General features: G+C 44.1%; 27 protein-coding genes and 1 other annotated feature. Of the genes, 12 read left to right on the top strand and 15 right to left on the bottom strand.

Features of this window, described 5'->3' with window-relative positions; all coding sequences use genetic code 11:
* The 7 genes from HNQ34_RS16600 to HNQ34_RS16570 all read right to left on the bottom strand — a co-directional run.
* Positions 1-587: IS982 family transposase (locus HNQ34_RS16600; protein WP_183256450.1), on the bottom strand; the 587-nt coding region annotated here is incomplete at its 3' end.
* 127 nt (positions 588-714) lie between these two features.
* A complete protein-coding gene (gene xerD / locus HNQ34_RS16595) occupies positions 715-1,611 on the bottom strand; it encodes a site-specific tyrosine recombinase XerD (RefSeq protein ID WP_183256449.1) in 897 nt (298 codons plus the stop codon).
* A 6-nt stretch (positions 1,612-1,617) separates the two neighbouring features.
* Complete coding sequence (locus HNQ34_RS16590) at positions 1,618-1,830, bottom strand: YqzK family protein (protein WP_183256448.1); 213 nt, start codon at positions 1,828-1,830, stop codon at positions 1,618-1,620.
* A 101-nt stretch (positions 1,831-1,931) separates the two neighbouring features.
* Positions 1,932-2,387: a ferric iron uptake transcriptional regulator gene (fur, locus tag HNQ34_RS16585; RefSeq protein ID WP_183256447.1), complete on the bottom strand. Its 456-nt coding sequence runs from the start codon at positions 2,385-2,387 to the stop codon at positions 1,932-1,934.
* 113 nt (positions 2,388-2,500) lie between these two features.
* The gene (gene spoIIM, locus HNQ34_RS16580; RefSeq protein WP_183256446.1) at positions 2,501-3,145 is read right to left on the bottom strand and encodes a stage II sporulation protein M; all 645 of its coding nucleotides are present in this window, start codon (positions 3,143-3,145) and stop codon (positions 2,501-2,503) included.
* 88 nt (positions 3,146-3,233) lie between these two features.
* Positions 3,234-4,397, bottom strand: a complete 1,164-nt coding sequence (locus HNQ34_RS16575) for an endonuclease Q family protein (protein ID WP_183256445.1) — start codon at positions 4,395-4,397, stop codon at positions 3,234-3,236.
* On the bottom strand, positions 4,394-4,945 hold the full coding sequence (locus tag HNQ34_RS16570; RefSeq protein ID WP_183256444.1) for an NUDIX domain-containing protein: 552 nt from the start codon (positions 4,943-4,945) through the stop codon (positions 4,394-4,396). Before HNQ34_RS16570 ends, HNQ34_RS16575 begins: the two co-directional genes overlap by 4 nt.
* A 94-nt stretch (positions 4,946-5,039) precedes the next feature.
* On the opposite strand from HNQ34_RS16570, the gene HNQ34_RS16565 reads away from it, so the two are divergent.
* Entirely contained in the window at positions 5,040-5,960 is a 921-nt protein-coding gene (locus HNQ34_RS16565; RefSeq protein WP_183256443.1) for an aldo/keto reductase, read from the top strand.
* A 22-nt stretch (positions 5,961-5,982) separates the two neighbouring features.
* Here the strand turns inward: HNQ34_RS16565 and HNQ34_RS16560 are convergent, their stop codons facing one another.
* From HNQ34_RS16560 to HNQ34_RS16550, 3 genes are all read right to left on the bottom strand, one after another.
* Positions 5,983-6,228, bottom strand: coding sequence for a YqkE family protein (locus HNQ34_RS16560; protein ID WP_183256442.1), 246 nt, complete (start codon positions 6,226-6,228; stop codon positions 5,983-5,985).
* Between the two features lie 229 nt (positions 6,229-6,457).
* Entirely contained in the window at positions 6,458-6,697 is a 240-nt protein-coding gene (locus tag HNQ34_RS16555) for a DUF2552 family protein (RefSeq protein WP_183256441.1), read from the bottom strand.
* Entirely contained in the window at positions 6,690-7,025 is a 336-nt protein-coding gene (locus HNQ34_RS16550; RefSeq protein ID WP_183256440.1) for an iron-sulfur cluster biosynthesis family protein, read from the bottom strand. Before HNQ34_RS16550 ends, HNQ34_RS16555 begins: the two co-directional genes overlap by 8 nt.
* An 81-nt stretch (positions 7,026-7,106) precedes the next feature.
* Between HNQ34_RS16550 and HNQ34_RS16545 the strand changes: the two genes are divergently transcribed.
* Together HNQ34_RS16545 and HNQ34_RS16540 are read left to right on the top strand one after the other, a co-directional pair.
* Positions 7,107-7,316 carry a CDGSH iron-sulfur domain-containing protein gene (locus HNQ34_RS16545; protein WP_183256439.1) on the top strand — a complete coding sequence of 70 codons (210 nt, stop codon included), beginning with the start codon at positions 7,107-7,109 and terminating at the stop codon, positions 7,314-7,316.
* A gap of 12 nt (positions 7,317-7,328) precedes the next feature.
* The gene (locus HNQ34_RS16540; protein ID WP_183256438.1) at positions 7,329-7,523 is read left to right on the top strand and encodes a YqzH family protein; all 195 of its coding nucleotides are present in this window, start codon (positions 7,329-7,331) and stop codon (positions 7,521-7,523) included.
* Positions 7,524-7,547: 24 nt separating this feature from the next.
* Here the strand turns inward: HNQ34_RS16540 and HNQ34_RS16535 are convergent, their stop codons facing one another.
* Both HNQ34_RS16535 and HNQ34_RS16530 read right to left on the bottom strand, forming a co-directional pair.
* Entirely contained in the window at positions 7,548-8,333 is a 786-nt protein-coding gene (locus tag HNQ34_RS16535) for an SDR family NAD(P)-dependent oxidoreductase (protein ID WP_183256437.1), read from the bottom strand.
* Positions 8,330-9,298, bottom strand: a complete 969-nt coding sequence (locus tag HNQ34_RS16530) for an MBL fold metallo-hydrolase (RefSeq protein ID WP_183256436.1) — start codon at positions 9,296-9,298, stop codon at positions 8,330-8,332. The genes HNQ34_RS16535 and HNQ34_RS16530 overlap by 4 nt, the downstream gene beginning before the upstream one ends.
* A gap of 205 nt (positions 9,299-9,503) precedes the next feature.
* Positions 9,504-9,718 (top strand) — a binding site (T-box leader).
* 46 nt (positions 9,719-9,764) lie between these two features.
* Here HNQ34_RS16530 and proI point away from each other — a divergent pair.
* The 5 genes from proI (at position 9,765) to HNQ34_RS16505 (ending at position 13,437) form a co-directional block, all read left to right on the top strand.
* A complete protein-coding gene (gene proI / locus HNQ34_RS16525) occupies positions 9,765-10,598 on the top strand; it encodes a pyrroline-5-carboxylate reductase ProI (protein ID WP_183256435.1) in 834 nt (277 codons plus the stop codon).
* A 74-nt stretch (positions 10,599-10,672) separates the two neighbouring features.
* On the top strand, positions 10,673-11,680 hold the full coding sequence (namA, locus tag HNQ34_RS16520) for an NADPH dehydrogenase NamA (RefSeq protein WP_183256434.1): 1,008 nt from the start codon (positions 10,673-10,675) through the stop codon (positions 11,678-11,680).
* Positions 11,681-11,783: 103 nt separating this feature from the next.
* Positions 11,784-11,927, top strand: coding sequence for a hypothetical protein (locus HNQ34_RS16515; RefSeq protein ID WP_167357405.1), 144 nt, complete (start codon positions 11,784-11,786; stop codon positions 11,925-11,927).
* Entirely contained in the window at positions 11,920-12,192 is a 273-nt protein-coding gene (locus HNQ34_RS16510) for a hypothetical protein (RefSeq protein ID WP_244149258.1), read from the top strand. Before HNQ34_RS16515 ends, HNQ34_RS16510 begins: the two co-directional genes overlap by 8 nt.
* Positions 12,193-12,570: 378 nt before the next feature.
* Positions 12,571-13,437, top strand: a complete 867-nt coding sequence (locus HNQ34_RS16505) for an IS982 family transposase (RefSeq protein ID WP_091703825.1) — start codon at positions 12,571-12,573, stop codon at positions 13,435-13,437.
* Between the two features lie 24 nt (positions 13,438-13,461).
* On the opposite strand, the gene HNQ34_RS16500 is transcribed toward HNQ34_RS16505, so the two are convergent.
* The 3 genes from HNQ34_RS16500 to rnz all read right to left on the bottom strand — a co-directional run bounded on the left by HNQ34_RS16500 (position 13,462) and on the right by rnz (position 16,312).
* Entirely contained in the window at positions 13,462-14,022 is a 561-nt protein-coding gene (locus HNQ34_RS16500) for an imm11 family protein (protein ID WP_091703827.1), read from the bottom strand.
* Entirely contained in the window at positions 14,022-15,164 is a 1,143-nt protein-coding gene (locus HNQ34_RS17320) for an AHH domain-containing protein (RefSeq protein ID WP_208601907.1), read from the bottom strand. Before HNQ34_RS17320 ends, HNQ34_RS16500 begins: the two co-directional genes overlap by 1 nt.
* Positions 15,165-15,379: 215 nt before the next feature.
* Positions 15,380-16,312, bottom strand: a complete 933-nt coding sequence (gene rnz, locus HNQ34_RS16490) for a ribonuclease Z (RefSeq protein WP_183256433.1) — start codon at positions 16,310-16,312, stop codon at positions 15,380-15,382.
* A 158-nt stretch (positions 16,313-16,470) separates the two neighbouring features.
* Between rnz and zwf the strand changes: the two genes are divergently transcribed.
* The 4 genes from zwf to HNQ34_RS16470 are packed head-to-tail and all read left to right on the top strand — an operon-like array spanning position 16,471 to position 19,283.
* Positions 16,471-17,958: a glucose-6-phosphate dehydrogenase gene (gene zwf, locus HNQ34_RS16485; RefSeq protein ID WP_183256432.1), complete on the top strand. Its 1,488-nt coding sequence runs from the start codon at positions 16,471-16,473 to the stop codon at positions 17,956-17,958.
* 13 nt (positions 17,959-17,971) lie between these two features.
* Positions 17,972-18,583 (top strand): cyclase family protein, encoded by a 612-nt coding sequence (locus HNQ34_RS16480; protein WP_183256431.1) that lies wholly within the window; start codon positions 17,972-17,974, stop codon positions 18,581-18,583.
* A gap of 59 nt (positions 18,584-18,642) precedes the next feature.
* The gene (locus HNQ34_RS16475) at positions 18,643-18,882 is read left to right on the top strand and encodes an AbrB/MazE/SpoVT family DNA-binding domain-containing protein (RefSeq protein WP_312856147.1); all 240 of its coding nucleotides are present in this window, start codon (positions 18,643-18,645) and stop codon (positions 18,880-18,882) included.
* Entirely contained in the window at positions 18,879-19,283 is a 405-nt protein-coding gene (locus HNQ34_RS16470) for a putative toxin-antitoxin system toxin component, PIN family (RefSeq protein WP_183256429.1), read from the top strand. The genes HNQ34_RS16475 and HNQ34_RS16470 overlap by 4 nt, the downstream gene beginning before the upstream one ends.
* Positions 19,284-20,764: the final 1,481 nt, after the last annotated feature.

Here is a 20,764-nt window from a genome sequence, read left to right as displayed (position 1 = left end):
AAGGGATGAGGAATTTGAGTCATGACTGTTTCAGCTGCGGTTCGATCGTGACAGGACGCCTCCGTTACCACGTATCCCATCGGCAGTCCTTGGTCGGTCACCTGAAGATGGAGCTTAAATCCATAGTACCACTGCTTTTTCGATGCACAGAGCCCGATGTCCGCGATTCCTTGAAATCGTTTGACTCGGTACATTCTTGCGGCATGGCACAACTCGAGTGGCATGCTATCTACTACCGCATAGGCGTGGTGTTGCCCACGTTTTGCTAGCTCATGGCGAATCCATTTGATCGCAAAGCGCAGCGCTCGACAACGACGATTGTAGCGAGAACGTTCGAGAAAATGTTCATCCGTAAACAAGTTCCCAGTCACAAAGCGATGCCATGCACGTTCGGAAGAGAAGCCAAGCAGCTTTCCTAAAAGATGAATAGCAATGATCACCGCATCTTCTTGTTTCACCAAATGACGATTGCGACGTTGAAGATAGAATTGAATTTGTGACAGCTGGGCAGAAACAAAAAAGAAAATGGCTGCATATTGTTTTTGAATCTTTGCTTGATCTGTAGTAAAATGAAAGTGCTCTTGCATGGGGATTCTCCTTTCGAATGTTGGTTGGCACTTTCATTCTACAGGAAATCCACAAGCAAGGGCTATTTTTATGCTTACTCGATTTTATCTAGCAACACGGGTAGTTTTAACAAAAAACCACCCGCTTTTACGCCCGCGGGTGGTATTGCTGGTACACATCTTTTAAGCGCGCTTTTGTGACGTGCGTATAAATTTGTGTCGTCGAAATATCGGCATGTCCTAACAACTCTTGCACGGCACGCAAATCGGCGCCGTTTTCAAGAAGATGGGTCGCAAACGAATGTCTAAGCGTATGCGGGGTTAATTCTTTTTCGATATTCGCTTCTTTGGCGAGCTTTTTTAAAATTTTCCAAAATCCTTGCCTTGTGAGCCGCTCGCCGTGATGATTTAAAAATAAGGCATCGGTCGCGCGCTTTTTTGGATTGACAAGTTTCAGCCTCGCCTCTTCGATATATGTTTTGAGCGCGGAAAGCGCAATGCGACCGATCGGCACAATGCGCTCTTTATTTCCTTTTCCGTAACAGCGGACAAACCCCATCGTCAAATGCACGTCGGAAAGATTTAAGTTCACAAGCTCGCTGACACGCATGCCTGTCGCATACAACAATTCAAGCATCGCTTTGTCGCGAATGCCAAACGGCGTGTTCGGTTTCGGTGTTTCTAAAAGCGCTTCGACTTCCGCCATCGATAGCACTTTCGGCAAGCTTCGCTCCATTTGCGGCGTCTCGATATGAACGGTAGGGTCTTGTTCGGTGATTTTTTCGCGCAAAAGAAATTGATGAAACGAGCGAATGGACGCGATATGACGCGCTACCGTTTTCGCTGAGTTTCCGTTCTCTTTTAAAAACTTTAAAAATTGCAGAATATGAAGGCGCGATACATCGTTCCACGAACGGATTTGTTCAACGTTCACCAAATAATGGGCATATTTTCGCAAATCGCGCTCATAGGAAACGATTGTATTTTTCGCCAAATTCCGCTCAACTGTTAAATAATGGAGAAAATCTTTTAACTCGTATTCCAACGCTCTCTACTCCCCGTCACGATAAAAAAGTATAAATCTTTCCAACCAATCCGTCGATATTGTTTCCGTTGTCGATGCTTTCACCGCTGATCCTTGTGGCTCATCATAGCGGTGGTAATTCTCGTATTCTCGATGAAACCATATAAGACTATAATAAAATAAAATGGTGCAACCCGTAAATAAAACAAACACTTTCACCATTTGCCAGATCGTTTTCACGGCACAACCTCCTCAATCGATCGCACTTACACTTACTATGAGGATATGCCATCATTTTTTCGTTTTATACATAAAAAACCTTTCCCGATGGAAAAGGTTTTTTACTCCTCTTGTTTATCTTTTTGTTGACAACGATAACAAATGCCGTGAAATGTTAACCGATGGTCTTTAATTTTAAACTTCCAATCACGTTCGACAATCGCTTCTACTTCCTCTAACAAATCTTCTTGAATCTCCGCTACTGATCCGCATTCGATGCATACTAAATGATGATGAAAATGTGTCGCTCCTTCTTGACGAAGATCGTACCGCGATACACCATCGCCAAAATTAATTTTATCGACGATTTTCAACTCTGTTAATAGCTCCAATGTCCGATAAACCGTCGCTAACCCGATTTCCGGAGATTTTTCTTTAACGAGGAGGTAGACATCTTCTGCGCTTAAGTGATCTTCTTCATGTTCTAACAGAACCCGCACAGTAGCCTCGCGCTGCGGCGTCAATTTATATCCGGCGGTATGCAAAAGTTTTTTAATTCGTTCGATCCGATCTTCCATCTTCATTCCCTCCCTCGTCATTCACTTATCATTATAACAAAAGAAAGAGGGAAGGAGCAAAGTAAAATTATTATCAACAAATAAATAAAACCATTATCAAGTGATAATAATTATCACTTACTCATCAATTGAATTACTTGTTTCATGACGATCGGAGATACGTATGCCTCTAAAGAAGCAGATGCAAGCAATGAAGCGCTGATGACCGCCATGACGAACGTATAGCGCATAATCATCGGAAAGATCGGTTCGTGCATTCGCTTCATAAATTGATTACGTACCATTTTGAGTGAAAAAGAAACGGATACCGTCCCCATGACAATAAAAGCCGGAATAACAATAAAATTTTGCGGCATGACCGAAACGAATGATAATAAAAATCCTTGCCAGCCCATTTGGTTAACGAGAAAGCCGACTGTAAACCCGACAACGACCCCTTTTAAAAATAGCAAAATTAAAATAAGCGGCAGCCCGACGATCGAAATTCCGAGCACCCACATAAATCCGACATATTTTAAATTATGAAAATAGCTTTGTTGAAACATGTCGTTTGCGCTAGCGAACTGCCCTTTCGATACTTGTCCAAAAAATTGCGCTAAATAGTAATATAAATCTTGTTTTTGGCTGAAATTTAAGCTGTTGACGACAATCGCCCCAAAAATCACTCCCATGAGAAACAAGACGACCGTAAACAAATAAATCGACGCATGCTCCCGCACATGCATCGCAATGGCTGATTTCAGTGGTTGTTTTCTCATTCTCTCTTCCTCCTACTTTCGCTCTTACTAGATTGTATGAAAAAAGAGCGCGTCTATGACACGTTTAGAAGAAAAGAAAAAATCGCTCCTATGTTGAAGCGATTTTTCCGTATTGGCCGCCGCCACCTGCGTGGATTGCAAGCTTGCCGCTTCTGGCAAGCACGATCCGTTCCGCCAATTTTTCGCCGACGACATCCGCCAACTGTTCTTTTGTCGCTTGATGAAGCACATACATTTCCGTGCCAAAATGTTGAAGCAACATGTTATACGTTTTCTCTCCAAGACCCGGGATAAATTCGAGCGGCACTTGATAAATGTAAGGCGGGCGCTTTGGCGGCGCACCGCCCGTTTTCAACTCATGCAGCCGGTCAAACACCCCTTTTACATACCGGTCATGTCCGCACGACGGGCAGCGTTCATTGCTTCCGTTCATCGGGGCAAAGCATCGTTCGCACGCCGTTTGATAGTATTTGCCGAGCTTCGGGTTTAAGCCGTAGTTCGCAATAATCGCTCTCCCATCCTCCTTTTGTAACGCCTTTTTTAATTCGGCAAACGTCGGGTGATGCATGCGTACAATTTGATATTCGCGCGCCATTTTTCTTAGCGAATGGGCATCAGAATTCGACAAATACGGATAGCGATGCAGCTCAGCAATTTGATCGGCCATCTCGGAATCGGCGCTTAACCCCATCTCGACCGCGTCAATCCAATCGGGTTCGAACACTTCCGTTAAGCTTTGCTTCACTCCTCTGCCATATAGACTTTTAAACGGGGTAAAAGCGTGCGCAGGAATAAACAACCCTTCTAATTGCTTCACGATTTCTTGCAGTTTGCGTCCTGTTCCGTACATGCGCTGGGAACTGAGCGAGATGTTTTTGATGCGCTTTTCTAGCCACTCGGAAAATAAGCGCATCGATGCGATCGTCGGCATAAAAGCAAGCACGTGAACCGGGCCGTGACAATATTCGTCGTAAACTTCGATTTCACTTCCTAGTAGAAGCGTGACATTTCCAGCCTGCACACCCCCTTCTTCATGCTCGCCCCAGCCGTTTGCTTCGATTCCCCGCTCCAGCTCATCGAGCACCTCCGGAACGTGGCTATCGATCACGCCGACCATGTGCAATCCTTTAACACGTTCCGCCTCATGCAAAATATTTGTAAGCGTCAACGTTTTCGCCCCAGTAATTTTCACCGGTTTGCCGGAAGCTGTGCGACCGATATGAATATGAAGATCGATATAATAGTCGTTCATTTTTTTAATGCCTTCTGTAATTGCAAATATTGCAGCGCATAGGCGGTTTTTGCGTCGTAAATTTCCTGCTTTTCCAGCATTACTAACGCCTCCTCTAATGTGACTTCTAACAGATCGACAAATTCATCGTCATCAAGCGATGCTGATTCTTCTAGTTTCGTCAGTCCTTCCGCTACATATAAATGGATCAATTCATCTGCAAATCCCGGTGATGTATAAAACGATACGAGGTGGCGTATCGATCGAGCCACATAGCCCGTTTCTTCTTCTAGTTCACGCCGAGCAGTCGCCAGCGGCTCTTCTCCTTTTTCTAGCTTTCCCGCTGGAATTTCGACTAATACGCGCTCTAACGCTTTGCGGTATTGTCTTACAAGCACCAATTTCCCTTCGCTTGTCACTGGAATGACCGCCACCGCTCCCGGATGTTTCACCACTTCCCGCTTGCTCGTTTTCCCGTTTGGCAGCTCTACTTCTTCCACATAGACGTTAATCACTTTGCCGCTAAAAATTTTTTCTTTTCGAATCGTTTTTTCGATTAAATGTTCCATTGTTTTTCTCTCCCGTCTCTCGATCATTTTCGTTTCCATTGTACTATATTTCAGTGTAAAATGGAGAAAATTACCCATCTAGGAGGGAAAGACGATGAAAAAACGGCGCATCGGTACATCGGATTTATATGTGAGCGAAGTAGGGCTTGGCTGCATGTCGCTCGGCACGGATGAAAATAAGGCGATTCGTCTCATTCATGAAGCGCTAGAACGCGGCATTAACTATTTGGATACGGCCGATCTTTACGATCGCGGCTTAAACGAGCAGTTTGTCGGCAAAGCGCTGAAAGGAAAACGCGATCAAATCGTGCTGGCAACGAAAGTGGGCAACCGTTGGGAAGAGGGGAAAGACGGCTGGTTTTGGGATCCGTCGAAAGACTATATAAAACGAGCCGTAAAAGAAAGCTTGCGCCGCCTGCAAACGGATTATATCGACTTATACCAGCTACACGGTGGCACGATTGACGATCCGATGGACGAAACGATTGAAGCGTTTGAAGAATTAAAGCAAGAAGGAGTCATTCGCTATTACGGCATTTCTTCGATTCGGCCAAACGTCATTCGCGAATACGTGAAACACTCCAATATCGTCAGCGTCATGATGCAATATAGCTTACTCGACCGACGGCCGGAAGAACTTTTCCCGCTGTTAAAAGAGCATCACATTAGCGTCATCGCCCGCGGTCCAGTGGCGAAAGGATTGCTCACCGACCGTCCGCTTGAAGCGGCAAGCGAGGCGGTGAAAACGAGCGGCTACCTTGATTATACGTATGAAGAATTGCAAAGCCTCCTGCCGGCGTTAAAAGCAAATACAACGTCTCATCGCTCGTTTACCGCGACCGCTTTGCAATTTTGTTTATACGATCCGGTCGTTGCCGCTGTCATTCCCGGCGCGAGCAGCCTCGAACAGCTGACAGACAATATTGCCGCCATTTCGATGCCGGCATTGACGAAAGAAGAATACGAATGGCTAAAACAACATACGAAAGCGTCTATTTATCATACGCACCGCTAAAAAAGCCCTGAACACTCAGGGCTTATTCCTTAAATTTTCTCCAATCTAAATTGCTCTCATTTAGCAGTTCTTCAAACGTTTTATTTTTCTCGCGCTGTCGCTGCTCTTCTCGTTTCCGTGCCTCTTCTTCCGCTTTTTTTCTTTTTTCTTCCGCTTCAAGGGCGCTTTTTTTCGCGCGCAGCTTTGCGTATAAATCGGTATCAAGATAGTCTTTTAATGTGATTTTTTCTTCCGCTTGATTTGCTAGTGTAGGTTGTCTTTTTTTCATTGTAATCCCCCCGAATAAAAACAGCATTCTTTTTTCAAAATAAGATGGCAAATGATTTAAACGAAAGGAGAAACGTTCCATGGCCAACCGTGCGCAAAAAGGGAAGCCGTCGGCCGATACGGTCAGACCGACGATTGCTAAGGAAGAGCTGGAAAAAGCGATTCATCCGACAAAGCGGCAAAATTCCCCGCAATGATAAAAGGGGAGGCGCCAATGTGTTGCCTCCTCATCATAAAATCTCTGTAATATGCGGCATATGTTCATTCATCCATGCAATCGCCTCATCGAGCGTCGCAAATTCCGTTGTTTCAAACGTCATTTCATCTTGCAGCAGCCAAACATCTTTCTTTTCTTGATAAATGCCGGCAATCGACCAATGAAGCAAACTATACGGATCGTTTTCATGCATAAACGATACCCACGTTTTTTGTTTCGCCATATTGGCGATTTGTTTTAGTTTGTCATTCATGCTGTTCACTCACTTTCAAAAGCGACATGCGCGGATTTAATATTTGATTCGGGCTTTTTAGCTGAAAACACCCTGCTCCTTCAACAGCGTCAATCACCATTTTGTCATCATAAAAAACAAGACGAGATTTTTCCAAAAGCACCGGAACATAATTCGTTTCAACAACCACATCATCTTCATCTGCTTGATCGATAAGCCATAATGTCGGCACGCCGCTGACGGCACAACCGCAACCGTCCGTATCATATTTTAGTTTCAGTTGTTTTTTTGTATTCGCTAAAATCGGACGTAGTTGTTGCATTGCCCGCTCTGTAAAGGTAATATTCATAATGATCGCCCTTTTCGCAAGTTTTACATACGCTATTTATAGTATCAAAAACGACTAGACAAATAAAGGAGGAAGCTTGATATGGCTAAAGTGCAAATTAAAGTGAATGACAACGGCTCTTTTCGCGTCACAGGAGAAGTCGAATTAATCGATGCGGAAGGCAACAAATTCGAAACAAAGGAAACGTTTTCGCTCTGCCGTTGTGGCCTGTCGCAAAATATGCCGTTCTGTGACGCATCCCATAAAGGAAAGTTCCAATCGGTCGTCCGTGCTACCCCATCGCAATCGTAGGAAGTGAATCGATTGAACGAAAAGTGGCTGAAAAAATTCGTTCGCAACTGCCTGCGCCAATACGGACGCGACACGGAAGCTTTCCCGCTCACCGATTCGGAGTGGGCGGATCTATATCAAAACATTTTACTGGAAAAGCAGACAAACCCAGATATGGATATATACGAAGTCGTTCATGATGTCGTGTATGAGTATGTAACAAAATAAGCCTCCTTACACAGCCAAGGAGACTTATTTTTTGAAAAAAGCGGTTTTCCCGATCGTTTCAATAAGCGTTGGAAATAGCTGATACAGCTTGCTTCCGGCATTCATCCAGCGCGGCATGTTTACTTCCCTTGCCGGCATCATCATCACGTCAACGATGCTTCGGGCGACATCGTCCGCTTTAAGCATCCATTTTTTTACGTTTTTCACATAATCCCCTGACGCATCGGCCACCGTAAAAAAGTTCGTTTCAATTGGGCCGGGATTGACAGACGTCACATATACTCCGTACTGTGCTGCCTCCATGCGCAAGCTGTTCGTAAACCCAAGCACCGCATGTTTCGTCGCCGCATAGACGCTCGACTTCGGCGTCGCGATTTTCCCCGCTTGTGAAGCGATGTTAATAATATGGCCGCTTCTCCGCTTCATCATATGCGGATACACCATTTTCGTGCAAGCAATCAATCCACATACGTTCACAGCAAACATCTCTTCCGTTTCTTTTAAATCGATGTCTTCGACGTAACGAAACACGCCAAAACCGGCATTGTTGACAAGTACATCGATATCCATCTCTTCAAGTAGCTTGTGAAAAACCGCTTCAACCGCTGCTATGTCGCTGACGTCGAGCTGTTCATAGCGGCATGAAACATTATATGTTGCTTCGATATGTGCGGCAATGTTTGCTAATTTTTCTTCATTGCGCGCCAGCAAAACCGGAATGCCTTTCCGCTTGGCGACTTCGTAGGCGATCCGTTCTCCGAGTCCGCCTGATGCTCCCGTAATGACGACATGTTTCCCTGCAAGCTTCAACGCGATCCCACCGCCTCATAAAAAAGATAGGAACTTCCTTCTTTCCGTTTTGTAACCGCTCCGATGTCCTCCAAATAATCGAGCTGTCCGACCGTTTCTGACATCGTCAGCAAAAACTCTTTTTCATAAACGGTTGGAAACAGCCGGCGGCACACATCAAACACGGTCATCGGGCCGTGCTTTAACATCTCCAGCACTTGATCGGCACGCTCTTTTTGCTTCGCCAGCCGTTTTTCGACCAGCTCCGGCACAGCGGTGACATCATCGCCATGTCCCGTCACAATTGTTGTAATTTCATAACGAAGCAGTTTTCGCAACGAATCGTTATATTGCAAAAGCGGTTTAGGGCGATCTGTTTCTCCTTCGTCTGGCGGCTCTAGCAGCGGATTCGACGAAACAGTCGCCAACAGATGGTCACCACCGATCATCAATCCGTCTTTCTCACGGTATAAAACGATATGGCTTTGCGCATGTCCTGGTGTTTCAAGCACCGTCCATCCTGCCAATCCATCAATACGATCGCCTTCGCAAACAGCTGTGGTGAGCGAGCGCTCGCACGAATAGCGAAGCGAACGGCGAAAGTTGGGCAAGCTCGGCAAAAAGGCGGCATCGATCCCGCACTCGATTAAAAATCGCTCGAAATACATCCCGTGCCATGCCAAAAATTGCGGATCTTTGCTAATCCATCGCTGCGCCTTCGGATGAGCGATGACCGGAAGTGATTCCGGCAAGTAATCAAGCAGTCCGACATGGTCAGGATGGTGATGCGTCAGCACGACTTGCTCGATGTCCGCGGGCTCATATCCCAACTCGTTTAATTGACGCTTAAACACATGCCACGCTTCTTCCGTTTTTACCCCCGCATCAACAAGCGTTAAACAATCCCCTTTGACCAAATACATGTTGACATCTCCGACAGGAAACGGAGTCGGAACTGCAATGCGATAAACTTCTTCTTTCCCCATCTCAACTTCCCCTTTTATCATTATATCGTGATAACTTTCTGACATTCATGTTATTTTACAGTTTACACGGATTTCGTCCGTTTGTCATTTTTTTCTCACCATTCGTAAAAAAATTCAAAAAAATTATCTTTCTTTCTATTGACAACAGGCTTGTTTTCGGTGCATAATTGCAAACAAATCAAGCGTGTGAACAATCACATATGGCAAACAGGCAATGACTGGGACCAGTAAATGATGAACGGTAATAAGAGAGTGAAACCCATAGGCTGAAAGGTTTCATTACCCTCTTCATCGTTGAACCTACCCCATGAGCTGTTAGGAAAACCTAGCCGTCTGGCCGACGATACCGGCTAAAGAGGTGGGCGCAGCTTGCGCCAACAAAGGTGGTACCGCGGAAGTAAAGACCTTTCCGTCCTTTTCTAGGGCGAGAGGTCTTTTTTATTTGACATGAGAAGGAGGAGCTACGATGAAACAGGAAACAACAGTCGCGTTTATTGGCGCTGGTTCAATGGCGGAAGCGCTCATTTCCGGGATGACAAAAACGCTGTATCAACCGGAGCAAATGGTCGTCACGAATCGTTCGGATGCCAAACGTCTTGAATATATGCAGCAAACATACGGCGTACGGATCGAAACAGATAAAGAAAAAGCGGTCAGCGAAGCGGACATTATTATCTTGGCAATGAAACCAAAAGATGCAGCAGAAGGCATCGCGTCGGTCGCCCATGTGATCAACGAACAACAGCTTATCATTTCGTTGTTAGCAGGCGTAACGACAGAAGCGATCGTATCGCTCATCGGAAAACAAGTGGCCGTTGTACGCGCTATGCCAAACACATCGGCAGCGATCGGCCAATCCGCCACAGCGATCGCGCTCGGCCATTATGCGACCGATGCTCATTTAGCGATCGCCAAAACGTTATTTGAAACGGTCGGCATTGTGGCTGTCGTTCAAGAACAAGATTTGCATGCGGTAACAGGGCTTTCAGGAAGCGGGCCTGCTTACGTGTACTATTTAGTCGAAGCGATGGAAAAAGCGGCGGATGAAATCGGGCTCGACCGCGCAGTAGCGAAAGACTTGATTTTACAAACGATTATCGGCGCGGCTCATATGTTAAAAGCAACGAACAAACATCCGTCCGTTTTACGCAAAGAAGTGACAAGTCCGGGCGGCACGACCGAAGCAGGCATTGGCGTGCTTGAACACTACCGTTATCAAGAAGCGGTCATTGCTTGCATTAAACGGGCGACCGAGCGCTCTGAAGAACTTGGGCAAGCGCTGCTTTCGTCCGTCAAATAGTGCAAGTTGTTTTTCTTTTCCAAGTACACGTGTTATCATTCAATATTGAACACAACTACTTGGAGGGGATTGACATGCTTTTTTCGCCATATACGATTCGCGGCGTGACACTGAAAAATCGAATTGTCATGTCGCCGATGTGCATGTATGCATGCGACACAGAAGACGGAACAGTACGAAATTGGCATATGATTCATTATCCGACGCGCGCGGTCGGGCAAGTCGGACTGATCATGATTGAAGCGACAGCTGTAACGCCGCAAGGAAGAATTTCCGCCCGCGATTTAGGCATATGGAGCGATGAGCATATCGAAGGATTGCGCGCGCTCACAACGCTCGTCAAAGAACAAGGGGCCAAAATCGGCATCCAGCTCGCTCATGCTGGACGAAAAGCGACGGTCGACGGCGAGATCATCGCTCCATCGCCGCTTCCGTTTGATGAAAACATGCGCACACCGAAAGAAATGACAAAAGTGGATATTGAAGAAACGATTCAAGCGTTTCAAAACGGTGCGCTTCGTGCCAAAAAAGCCGGCTTTGACGTCATTGAAATTCATGCGGCGCACGGCTATTTAATTAACGAGTTTTTATCGCCATTAACGAACAAACGAAACGATGAGTACGGCGGTACATTTGAAAATCGCTACCGCTTTTTAAGCGAAGTCATTGAGGCAGTTAAAGAAGTATGGGATGGACCGCTGTTTGTTCGCGTTTCTGCACATGATTATCATCCAGACGGTTTAACCGTGAAAGACTACGTCGAATACGCAAAGCGCATGAAAGCACAAGGAGTCGATTTAGTCGATGTAAGCTCCGGTGCAGTCGTTCCAGCGGCAATTGATGCGTATCCAGGCTATCAAGTGCCGTTTGCCGAAGCGATCCGCCATGGCGCGGACATCGCTACAGGCGCTGTCGGACTGATTACATCCGGGCGGCAAGCGGAAGAAATTTTGCGCAACGGCCGCGCCGATTTGATTTTCATCGGGCGAGAACTCCTTCGCAACCCATATTGGCCAAAAACAGCCGCAAGTGAGCTTGGCATCCCGCTTGAGGCACCAAAGCCATACGTGCGGGGATGGTAAATAAAGCGCACGTTTAGAGGATTGACCACCTGCTTTAACTTTGCGAAAATTTATAATGAGATGATTAAAAATAAGGGTGATACATGTGAGGGCGGAAGAGTTCATGAAAGCTTTAGACGAAATGGACAATGCGGAGCGAATTAAATTGCTATCATGGCTTTTCGACAAATACTTTGACAACAGACCTCCAAAAGATGTCATTGAAAAAGAACTAGAAAAAGAAATATGGGGAGAAGAAGATGAGTAATCTGGGAAGACGAGGCGAAGTATGGTTTGCAGAAATAAAAGGAAAACGAAGACCTGTGCTCATCGTATCTCACCATGATGTTGTCGTAGAATTGGACAGAGTAATTGCAAATATTACAAGTCAACAGCCACGAAACAAATATGATGTCGTCTTAGAATATTGGAAAGAAGCGGGATTCCGTCCGTTGTTAGGTGCTCAAAAATTAACACCATTCATTATCGGGAGCTTCTTTTCAAAATTGGAAACTTGCACGAACATGACCTAAAACGGGTAATGGAAACGATTAGAAACTATTTTTCTTAAAGCTGACCGACATTATCGGTCAGCTTGTTTTTTCGCCTCTTTCAATCGGAAACGATGAAAAATCGAAAGCAAGTGACACGTTCGGAAAAATCGTTTTCGCTTCTTCAACGAGCTAAGTGGGGAGTCCCTCCAAACGATTCTCCATTCCTCCTAGGGCATTTTCGATACGGGAAATGCCCTATTGGTGCTGGATTCTGAAAATCTCACTAGTATTGGGCTGAATGGATACTATTTAGATACCCGTGGTGCTAGATAAAATCGAGTAAGCAAAAAAATAGCCCTTGCCTGCGGATCTCCTGTAGAATGAAAGTGCGACCAAACATTCGAAAGGAGAATCCCCATGCAAGAGCACTTTCATTTTACTACAGACCAAGCGAAAATTCAAAAACAATATGCAGCCATTTTCTTCTTTGTTTCTGCCCAACTGCCATCGATTCAAATGTATTTGCAGCGCCGCAATCGTCATTTGGTGAAACAGGAAGACGCGGTGATGATTGCCATTCATCTTCTAGGAAAGTTACTTGGCTTCTCCTCCGAACGGGCATGGCATCGCTTTGTCGTGGGAAACTTGTTCACCGATGGACAGTTTATCGAACGGTCTCGATACAATCGCCGTTGTCGAGCGTTGCGCTTCGCGATCAAATGGATTCGCCATGAACTAGCAAAACGCGGGCAACACCATGCCTATGCGGTCGTAGATAGCATGCCAATCGAGTTGTGTCATCACGCAAGAATACATCGCGTCCAACGATTCCAAGGTATCGCTGACATCGGGTATTGTGCGTCGAAAAAGCAGTGGTATTACGGGTTTAAGTTTCATCTTCAAGTGACCGATCAAGGACTGCCGATGGGATACGTGGTGACCGAAGCATCTTGTCACGATCGAATCGCTGCTGAAACCGTGATGACGCAAATCCCTCATCCCTACAATTTAGGAGATAAGGGATTTATTAGCAATGATTTACAAAGAAAGCGATATGAAGAATATCAAATTGCCTTCTGGACTCCATCTCGCAAAAACCAGAAACATCGCCCATCTGCATCATGGGAGAGATGGCTCAAGAAAAAACGAAAAGTGATCGAAACGGTGTTCTCCGTCCTTGCCGACCAGTATCGGATCACAGACATTCGTGCCAACTCCATTTCAGGGTTTGAGGTCGCACTCGATGGCATCTTGTTGGTCTATTCACTGTCACACTTGCGCTAGCGCTCAACTAGCACCACGGGTTATTTAGATTACTTTAACTTCTAAAAAGTCACATCCTGTTATATTATTTTTCTCTATTAATTCTCTAAGTTCTTCTGATATGAATATTGGAATTTCATCACCCTTGAGTTTAATAATATGCTTTGATTGTATCGCCTCCTTACATAAAGCATATTTTTTTATACTATATATACTTTCACCATCAAGTTCAAACACACTATAATCTGAATTTTCTAAGTTTAATGCATCAACAACATTCAAAATGTTAGCTACCGAAAAACCTTTTAAAATTTTGTTTTCACCTTTATTCACTACATTTATAGGCAGATATTGTATACCATCATCTACTTCCTCTAAAATCGCTTTAAATCTTTCAGAAACTATAAACCACCCTAAATTGTTTGCTAAATAATCTGTTAATCTTTCTCCTTCTTTAAGGTCAAAATAAAAGGTGATTTCTCTATTCCAATTATGAATATACTTACCTTCCGATAATTCATATTGTTCAAATCCCTTTGTATCTATACAGTATGCTACTACATCTCTATCATCACTATCATCCATTAGCAACTTATAAAATCTCATTATTTCTTCCTCCAATAATCTTTATAAAGCATCTCCGGGTTCTTTCTAATTTCCTGTTTTAATTGTTCGAATAATCTTAAAAATTTCCTTTTATCCCCCTTAGCTATTTTATCAAAAGTTCTAATATTGCTTAACACATACTCGTGATAAGCATCTGGATGTCTTCCCTGATGGGGGAGTAATTCTATATTCCAAACGTCATCCAAATCTAGTCCATATTTTTTCGTTATAGCCTCTATTTGTGGAGTATATTTTTTACTTTTATCAGTAGCATAATGATGTTTTTGTAAAGGTTTACCCGTACCCTTAATAATACTCACAGCCTGATCTAATTTTTTCGGATCGATATCAAATCCTTTCTTAATGGCATTTGTTACTTTCGCAATGTTCTTTAGATCACCTAGTCCCGGAATAAACCCAACTAGCGCTTCGGCCACATCTTTTGCATTGGATTTCGGATTGCTTAACACTTGATACAAGCGATAGGCATCTTTGATCGTACCTACCACCGGGACGAAGTCGGTGACCACATCGATTAGTTCCTTTGCTGCGGACCATCCTTTGTTACTTTTGTTTTTTGAAGCCGTGTATATGTCCTGTGACAGATTATGGACGACGACAGTACGAACGTTTTTATCCATATTATACAAAGATAGTTGAATTTGTCGAGTCAGCGCTTCTTCTTTTGCTTTCTTTATATCGTTTGATTTTGGCGATTGCTGAAACGCTTCTCGCACTTCTTTACTAATTTGCACCGTGTCCTTTTCGAATGGTTTGACCGCGGACTGGAGCGCATCTTTGATATTCTTTACAGGGTTATAGAGCATGATTTCTGTTTGATTTCCTAAATTTCGGGAAGCTTCCCTTTTAATAAAATCAATAGGGTTATAAACCGTATTTTCAATCGTGTTTCTTACTGGATTGATCGCTACGATCGGTGCGGACGATTCATATGCCTTCCGTGCCTCTTGACTAATATGTACGGTGTCTTTTGGAATGGATGTTTTGCTCGATTTGGTGGGACTGTTTTGTGGATGGTTGACTTTTTCTGTTTTTGTCGCCGTACTTGTCACATGAGTATTCACTGTCCTTGAATAACTACTGCGTGTCATCACGGCACTGGCTGATTTTGAAATCGGCATGACTCTCCCCTCTCTTTACATATTTGCTCGTTTCTCTCGCATTCATTATAAATAATCAAACATTTTTTTTTCGATATTTTTTATTCGACATTTTTCTTTTTCAATCGACATTTCAAAATCATGAACAAGAGGCGAGAATCGTATGTCGGGCGTACTGTACGATCCAGTATGAATCTTCGTGAGAAGCTGGCCTGCATCATCGGCCAGCTCTTTTTTTACTCCGCGCTTCTTTTCGGAATCGGAAACGAGGCTAAATCAGACGCAATCGCCACGTTCGGAAAAATCGTCTTTGCCTCTTCCACGAGTTGGTCACACATCTTCCCTTGGTAACGCGAGCTAATATGAGTCAGAATGAGTTGCTTCGCCCCAGCCCGCTTCGCCACTTCCGCCGCCTGCACCGTTGTGGAATGGTAGTAATCGTGCGCTAAATGGGCTTCGTTTGCACTAAACGTCGCTTCATGCACAAGCACATCCACTTCTTCCGCAAGTTCCACGCTTGCGTCACAATAACGCGTATCACCTAAAATCGCTAGCTTTCTTCCCTTTTTCGGCGGGCCGACAAACTCACGGCCATCAATAACCGTACCATCGTCTAACATCACCGTATGCCCAAGCTTAATTTGCTGGTAAATCGGCCCCGGTCGAATACCAAGTGCACGTAATTTGTCCACTAGCAGCGTACCCGGCAAATCTTTTTCGACGATGCGAAACCCGTACGAAGGCATGCCGTGATCGAGCAATTTCGCCGTCACAACAAACTGCTCGTCTTCAAACACAAGCCCTTCCTTTATTTCAACGACATCGAGCCCATATTTAATTCGCGTTCCGCTGACCGAAAGTACTGTTTCGACAAATGAGCGAATACCTGCTGGCCCGTAAACAGTCAACGGCGTATCGCCGCCTTGAAACGAACGGCTGCCAAGCAACCCCGGCAAGCCGAAAAGATGATCGCCATGCAGATGGGTAATAAAAATTTTTTCGATCCGCCCCGGTCGAACAGGAGTATGTAAAATTTGATGCTGTGTTGCCTCCCCGCAATCAAATAGCCATGTCGTTCCGCGCTCTTCTAGTAACTGCAGCGCAACGGCCGACACGTTCCGCCCTTTAGAAGGAACCCCTGATCCCGTTCCTAAAAACAACAGTTCCAATGCGTCCACCTCTTCTCGACTTTTCTGTTGTTTAGCGTACCAATGTTTTCGATCCAATTCAACATTGTTTTCTGTGTTAAAATGTTTGCGTTCATGGCTAAAAATCTCTACAATTAGATATTTGAAGAGACAATTTTAGCTAAAGCGAGGTACATATTGTGAACAACGTGAATCCAAAGTCACTGATCGTTATCTTTGGCGCAACCGGGGATTTGGCAAAGCGCAAACTGTTTCCTTCCATTTACAGACTGTATCAAAAGGGGAAGCTTTCAGAAGAATTTGCAGTCGTCGGTGTCGCGCGGCGTTCACTATCTGATGACGAGTTTCGCCGTTATGTAAGTCAATCGATCGAAGATTCAACAAAACAAGAACTTTCTGATGAATCGTTTGTTTCCCATTTTTATTACCATTCGCTCGATGTGACAAGCACGGCTTCTTATCAGGAGCTTAAATCATTGCTCGAGCGTTTAGATGCAGCGTATGACATCCCGGGCAACCGTATTTTTTATTTAGCGATGGCGCCGGAGTTTTTCGGCACGATTACGTCTCATTTAAAATCAGAAGGTCTAACCGCCACAGACGGCTGGAAACGGCTCGTCATTGAAAAGCCGTTCGGTCACGATTTAAAAAGCGCTCAACAGCTGAACAAAGAAATTCGTCAAGCGTTTTCCGAAAAAGAAATTTTCCGGATCGACCATTATCTCGGAAAAGAAATGGTACAAAACATTGAAGTCATCCGCTTTGCGAACGCCATTTTTGAACCGCTTTGGAACAACCGGTTTATTTCAAACATTCAAATTACATCAAGCGAAACGCTCGGCGTTGAAGACCGCGGCCGCTATTACGACCATTCCGGCGCACTCAGAGACATGGTGCAAAACCATATGCTGCAAATGGTCGCACTGTTGGCGATGGAACCACCGATTAAACTATCAACCGATGACATTCGCAGCGAAAAAGTGAAAGTGCTTCGCGCGCTTCGCCCGATTACGCACGATGAAGTCGATCAATATTTTGTGCGTGGGCAATATGGACGCGGCTTTATTCGCGGCCAAGAAGTGGTCGGCTATCGGGAAGAAAATAACGTCGATCCAACCTCCAATACGGAAACGTTTGTCGCTGGCAAACTAATGATCGACAACTTCCGCTGGGCCGGTGTGCCGTTTTACATTCGCACCGGAAAACGCATGACAGAAAAATCGACGAAAATTGTCGTGCAATTTAAAGACATTCCGATGAACTTATATTATCGGACGAGCGAAAGCGTCCATCCGAATTTGCTCGTTATTCACATTCAGCCCGATGAAGGCATTACGCTTCATCTCAATGCGAAAAAAAGCGGCGAGAGCATGAAAACAACGCCAATTAAGCTCGACTACTGCAACAATTGCATCGACGGCATTAATACGCCGGAAGCGTATGAGAAATTGCTGTATGACTGCATGCGCGGCGATGCGACAAACTTCACCCATTGGGATGAAGTGGCCGCTTCTTGGAGCTTCATCGATCCGATTTCTGAAGTATGGGCAAATACGAAAGCCGCTGACTTCCCGAACTACGAAGCAGGCTCGATGGGACCGAAAGCAGCGGACGAGCTATTGCAAAAAGACGGCTTCCATTGGTGGCCGCTAAACGGAACGATATGAGGAGGAATTGATGATGAAAATGTACGATGTAACGGCACCGATTTTTGAAGGGATGCCTGTGTATAAAAATAAGCCGGAAAAACAACCGAAACTAACAACCGTCACCAACGATTACGTCACCGAATCGCGCATCGACATGGATGTGCATACCGGTACGCATATTGACGCGCCGCTTCATATGGTGAAAAACGGGGAAACGTTTGAAACAATTTCTCTTGAAAAGCTCGTCGGTTCATGCAAAGTGGTTGATGTCACAAACGTCAACGACAAAATTACAAAAGATGATTTGATCCATTTCGACATTCAAGAGAACGATTTCATCTTATTCAAAACAAAAAACTCATTCGACAACGCATTTAACTTTGAATTTATTTACGTTGCCGAAGACGCCGCTGCATACTTAGCCGAAAAACGCATTCGCGGCGTCGGCATTGACGCGCTCGGCGTCGAACGCAACCAGCCGGGGCATCCGACGCATAAAACGCTGTTTGGAAGCGGCATTATCGTCATCGAAGGGCTTCGGCTAAAAGACGTACCAGCAGGCGAATATTGGATGGTCGCCGCTCCACTCAAACTCGTCGGCACCGACGCCGCCCCAGCGCGTGTATTATTATTTGAACAATAAACAATCCCCCTCATCGAATGGTGAGGGGGATTGTATTAGCTACAACTGTATCAAAGGTAGTGTCTAAAGGGCAAATTACACTTCCTAAAGATATTCGGGCAAAACTTGGTCTGTCTGTAGGCGATCGCGTTACTCTCATTTGTGAAGAAGATCGCGTTATCCTTATGAATTCAGCCGTTTACGCCATGAAAATGCTACAAAAAGAAATGGAAGGAGAGGCAGAAAAAGCTGGGATATGTACCGATGACGACATCACAAATTTAGTGAAGGATATTCGGGCGGAGATGGAAGGTTTATGAGAGTATTGATTGACACCAATATTTTGATTTCTGCGTCTTTAAATAGTAGCGGTACGCCATATCAAGCGTACCTCAAAGCCGTTACTTATCCCAACCACGGAATCGTATGCGATCAAAATATTGACGAACTGCGACGCGTATTCAATCGGAAATTTCCGCATAAAATTCAAGCGCTTGAACACTTTTTATCACTGGCGCTTACTGTCCTTGAAGTGATTCCAACTCCCACCATTGATGTATCGGACGAAGCACTTGTCCGAGACGTTTCCGACCGTCCTATCCTTCGTGCTGCCATCGCGGCAAAAGTAGATATCCTCGTAACTGGCGATAAAGATTTCCTTGAGGCGAAGATCACAAGTCCGAAAATTATGACCACAGCAGAATTGGTCAGAGATGTGTAGGATTTTTATTCAAAATTCATTCATAGGTGCTTTACATGGAGTGGCAGCTATGGCAATCTGTATCGGTTTTCCAAATTTAACCTGGCACCCTTGTCAAAAGAACCATGGTTGCAGAGGCTCCATGTCAAGCCCCGATACAACAAACTTCTAATGAATATTTATCATTTATATACTGTAACACTCTGCACTTTTTTTCTTGCAAAAAACACCAATGATGATATGTCACTATGTTTTTATAATTTAGTACTGATTAAGGATTCTAATTATCGCAATGGTATTGGCGACTAATTTTATCTAATGCGAACACTGTCATTGACAATCCGATTATTAAAACTAAACCGGCTATGATCGCGAGCAATGGGTTTAGATACCAAAACTCTACAACACCTGACAACTTTTTTAATAACTCATTACCTACAAAGTAGATAAACAACATTGTTAAACCCGTACAACTAATGGCAATTCCTGTGGTAAAGAGTTGTTTCAAATTTTCACCCCCAAAAGAACACATACATTTATACCTAAATTATCACGAGTGTTTATTATCCATTATTTTACTAAAAGACATAGAATCATATGGCTGAACACAAGCTTTTCTGCCTTTTCCCTCGAACAAGAACACCGGCGGGCAAATGTCATTTGCCTGCAAAGCGTTCATTGTTCGAGGAGAGCATGCGTACAGCATTCCCAGTCGGCAAACGGTTTGTTTGCCGACAACGGCAGAAAAGCTAGGAATAGAGCGATGACAACTTGTTTTTATTGGTTAATCAACACGCCTGCTAAATTATATCAAAATTAAATTTCCAAGGGACCAATTATATAAATACACTTTGAAATTTTAACATCTCTATCTTTATATGGGGTACCCGTTATTTTTCGACAGCCATAAGTTAAACTTTCCAGTTGTATTTATATAGAACAAGAAATTAATAATAATAGGATTGAAAAACAAAGAAGTTTCTTTTTCATAGCTATCCCCTGACCAAAAATATCTTCTAGTGATCTGTGTACTTCTGCCAACTCATTATTTTGGGTCTATATAAATACAACTAGGTTTAAATTATGGCTGACGAAAAATACCGATTACTTCAATAAAAGACGAAAACGTTAAAGTTTCAAATTGTACCTATATAATATCGGTAATGCAGATTTAGGAACCATAGGTAATGGTTCTTTGCCAATATTAGTCGCACCTACATAAATAGGCGGAAGTAAGATAAGGAACAAAACATCCATGAGTAATTTTTACTCTCCACCCAAACATGAAAACAACGCTCATGGATCGTTTATTTTCACAGAAAATAAAGAGAATAAGCAAAAAAACTCTAATTTTCTCAACATAAAAACACCTCCCCAATTTGTTTTTTGAAAAAATTTATGTATATTCTGTAGTTGAGCAATTTCGATAACAATAATTACCATTTAAAAAGAGACAAACAGGGCACCCCTTAGGCGACATGGAGCTGTTTTTTCACAACATC

Source organism: Anoxybacteroides tepidamans (assembly GCF_014201465.1).
Taxonomy (GTDB): domain Bacteria; phylum Bacillota; class Bacilli; order Bacillales; family Anoxybacillaceae; genus Anoxybacteroides; species Anoxybacteroides tepidamans.
The sequence above is the reverse complement of the archived record's forward strand: the minus strand, read 5'-3'. Positions and strand labels throughout refer to the sequence as shown.

What these genes read in the sequence shown, in the direction of transcription:
- HNQ34_RS16505 (WP_091703825.1), top strand. Translation starts at nt 12,571, where the DNA reads ATGCAAGAGCACTTTCATTTTACTACAGACCAAGCGAAAATTCAAAAA.
- HNQ34_RS16570 (WP_183256444.1), bottom strand. Translation starts at nt 4,945, where the DNA reads ATGGAACATTTAATCGAAAAAACGATTCGAAAAGAAAAAATTTTTAGC.
- HNQ34_RS16550 (WP_183256440.1), bottom strand. Translation starts at nt 7,025, where the DNA reads ATGAATATTACCTTTACAGAGCGGGCAATGCAACAACTACGTCCGATT.
- HNQ34_RS16500 (WP_091703827.1), bottom strand. Translation starts at nt 14,022, where the DNA reads ATGAGATTTTATAAGTTGCTAATGGATGATAGTGATGATAGAGATGTA.
- spoIIM (WP_183256446.1), bottom strand. Translation starts at nt 3,145, where the DNA reads ATGAGAAAACAACCACTGAAATCAGCCATTGCGATGCATGTGCGGGAG.
- HNQ34_RS16510 (WP_244149258.1), top strand. Translation starts at nt 11,920, where the DNA reads ATGAGTAATCTGGGAAGACGAGGCGAAGTATGGTTTGCAGAAATAAAA.
- HNQ34_RS16515 (WP_167357405.1), top strand. Translation starts at nt 11,784, where the DNA reads ATGAAAGCTTTAGACGAAATGGACAATGCGGAGCGAATTAAATTGCTA.
- proI (WP_183256435.1), top strand. Translation starts at nt 9,765, where the DNA reads ATGAAACAGGAAACAACAGTCGCGTTTATTGGCGCTGGTTCAATGGCG.
- HNQ34_RS17320 (WP_208601907.1), bottom strand. Translation starts at nt 15,164, where the DNA reads ATGCCGATTTCAAAATCAGCCAGTGCCGTGATGACACGCAGTAGTTAT.
- fur (WP_183256447.1), bottom strand. Translation starts at nt 2,387, where the DNA reads ATGGAAGATCGGATCGAACGAATTAAAAAACTTTTGCATACCGCCGGA.
- HNQ34_RS16545 (WP_183256439.1), top strand. Translation starts at nt 7,107, where the DNA reads ATGGCTAAAGTGCAAATTAAAGTGAATGACAACGGCTCTTTTCGCGTC.
- HNQ34_RS16560 (WP_183256442.1), bottom strand. Translation starts at nt 6,228, where the DNA reads ATGAAAAAAAGACAACCTACACTAGCAAATCAAGCGGAAGAAAAAATC.
- HNQ34_RS16530 (WP_183256436.1), bottom strand. Translation starts at nt 9,298, where the DNA reads ATGGGGAAAGAAGAAGTTTATCGCATTGCAGTTCCGACTCCGTTTCCT.
- HNQ34_RS16480 (WP_183256431.1), top strand. Translation starts at nt 17,972, where the DNA reads ATGAAAATGTACGATGTAACGGCACCGATTTTTGAAGGGATGCCTGTG.
- HNQ34_RS16565 (WP_183256443.1), top strand. Translation starts at nt 5,040, where the DNA reads ATGAAAAAACGGCGCATCGGTACATCGGATTTATATGTGAGCGAAGTA.
- namA (WP_183256434.1), top strand. Translation starts at nt 10,673, where the DNA reads ATGCTTTTTTCGCCATATACGATTCGCGGCGTGACACTGAAAAATCGA.
- HNQ34_RS16470 (WP_183256429.1), top strand. Translation starts at nt 18,879, where the DNA reads ATGAGAGTATTGATTGACACCAATATTTTGATTTCTGCGTCTTTAAAT.
- HNQ34_RS16575 (WP_183256445.1), bottom strand. Translation starts at nt 4,397, where the DNA reads ATGAACGACTATTATATCGATCTTCATATTCATATCGGTCGCACAGCT.
- HNQ34_RS16555 (WP_183256441.1), bottom strand. Translation starts at nt 6,697, where the DNA reads ATGAATGACAAACTAAAACAAATCGCCAATATGGCGAAACAAAAAACG.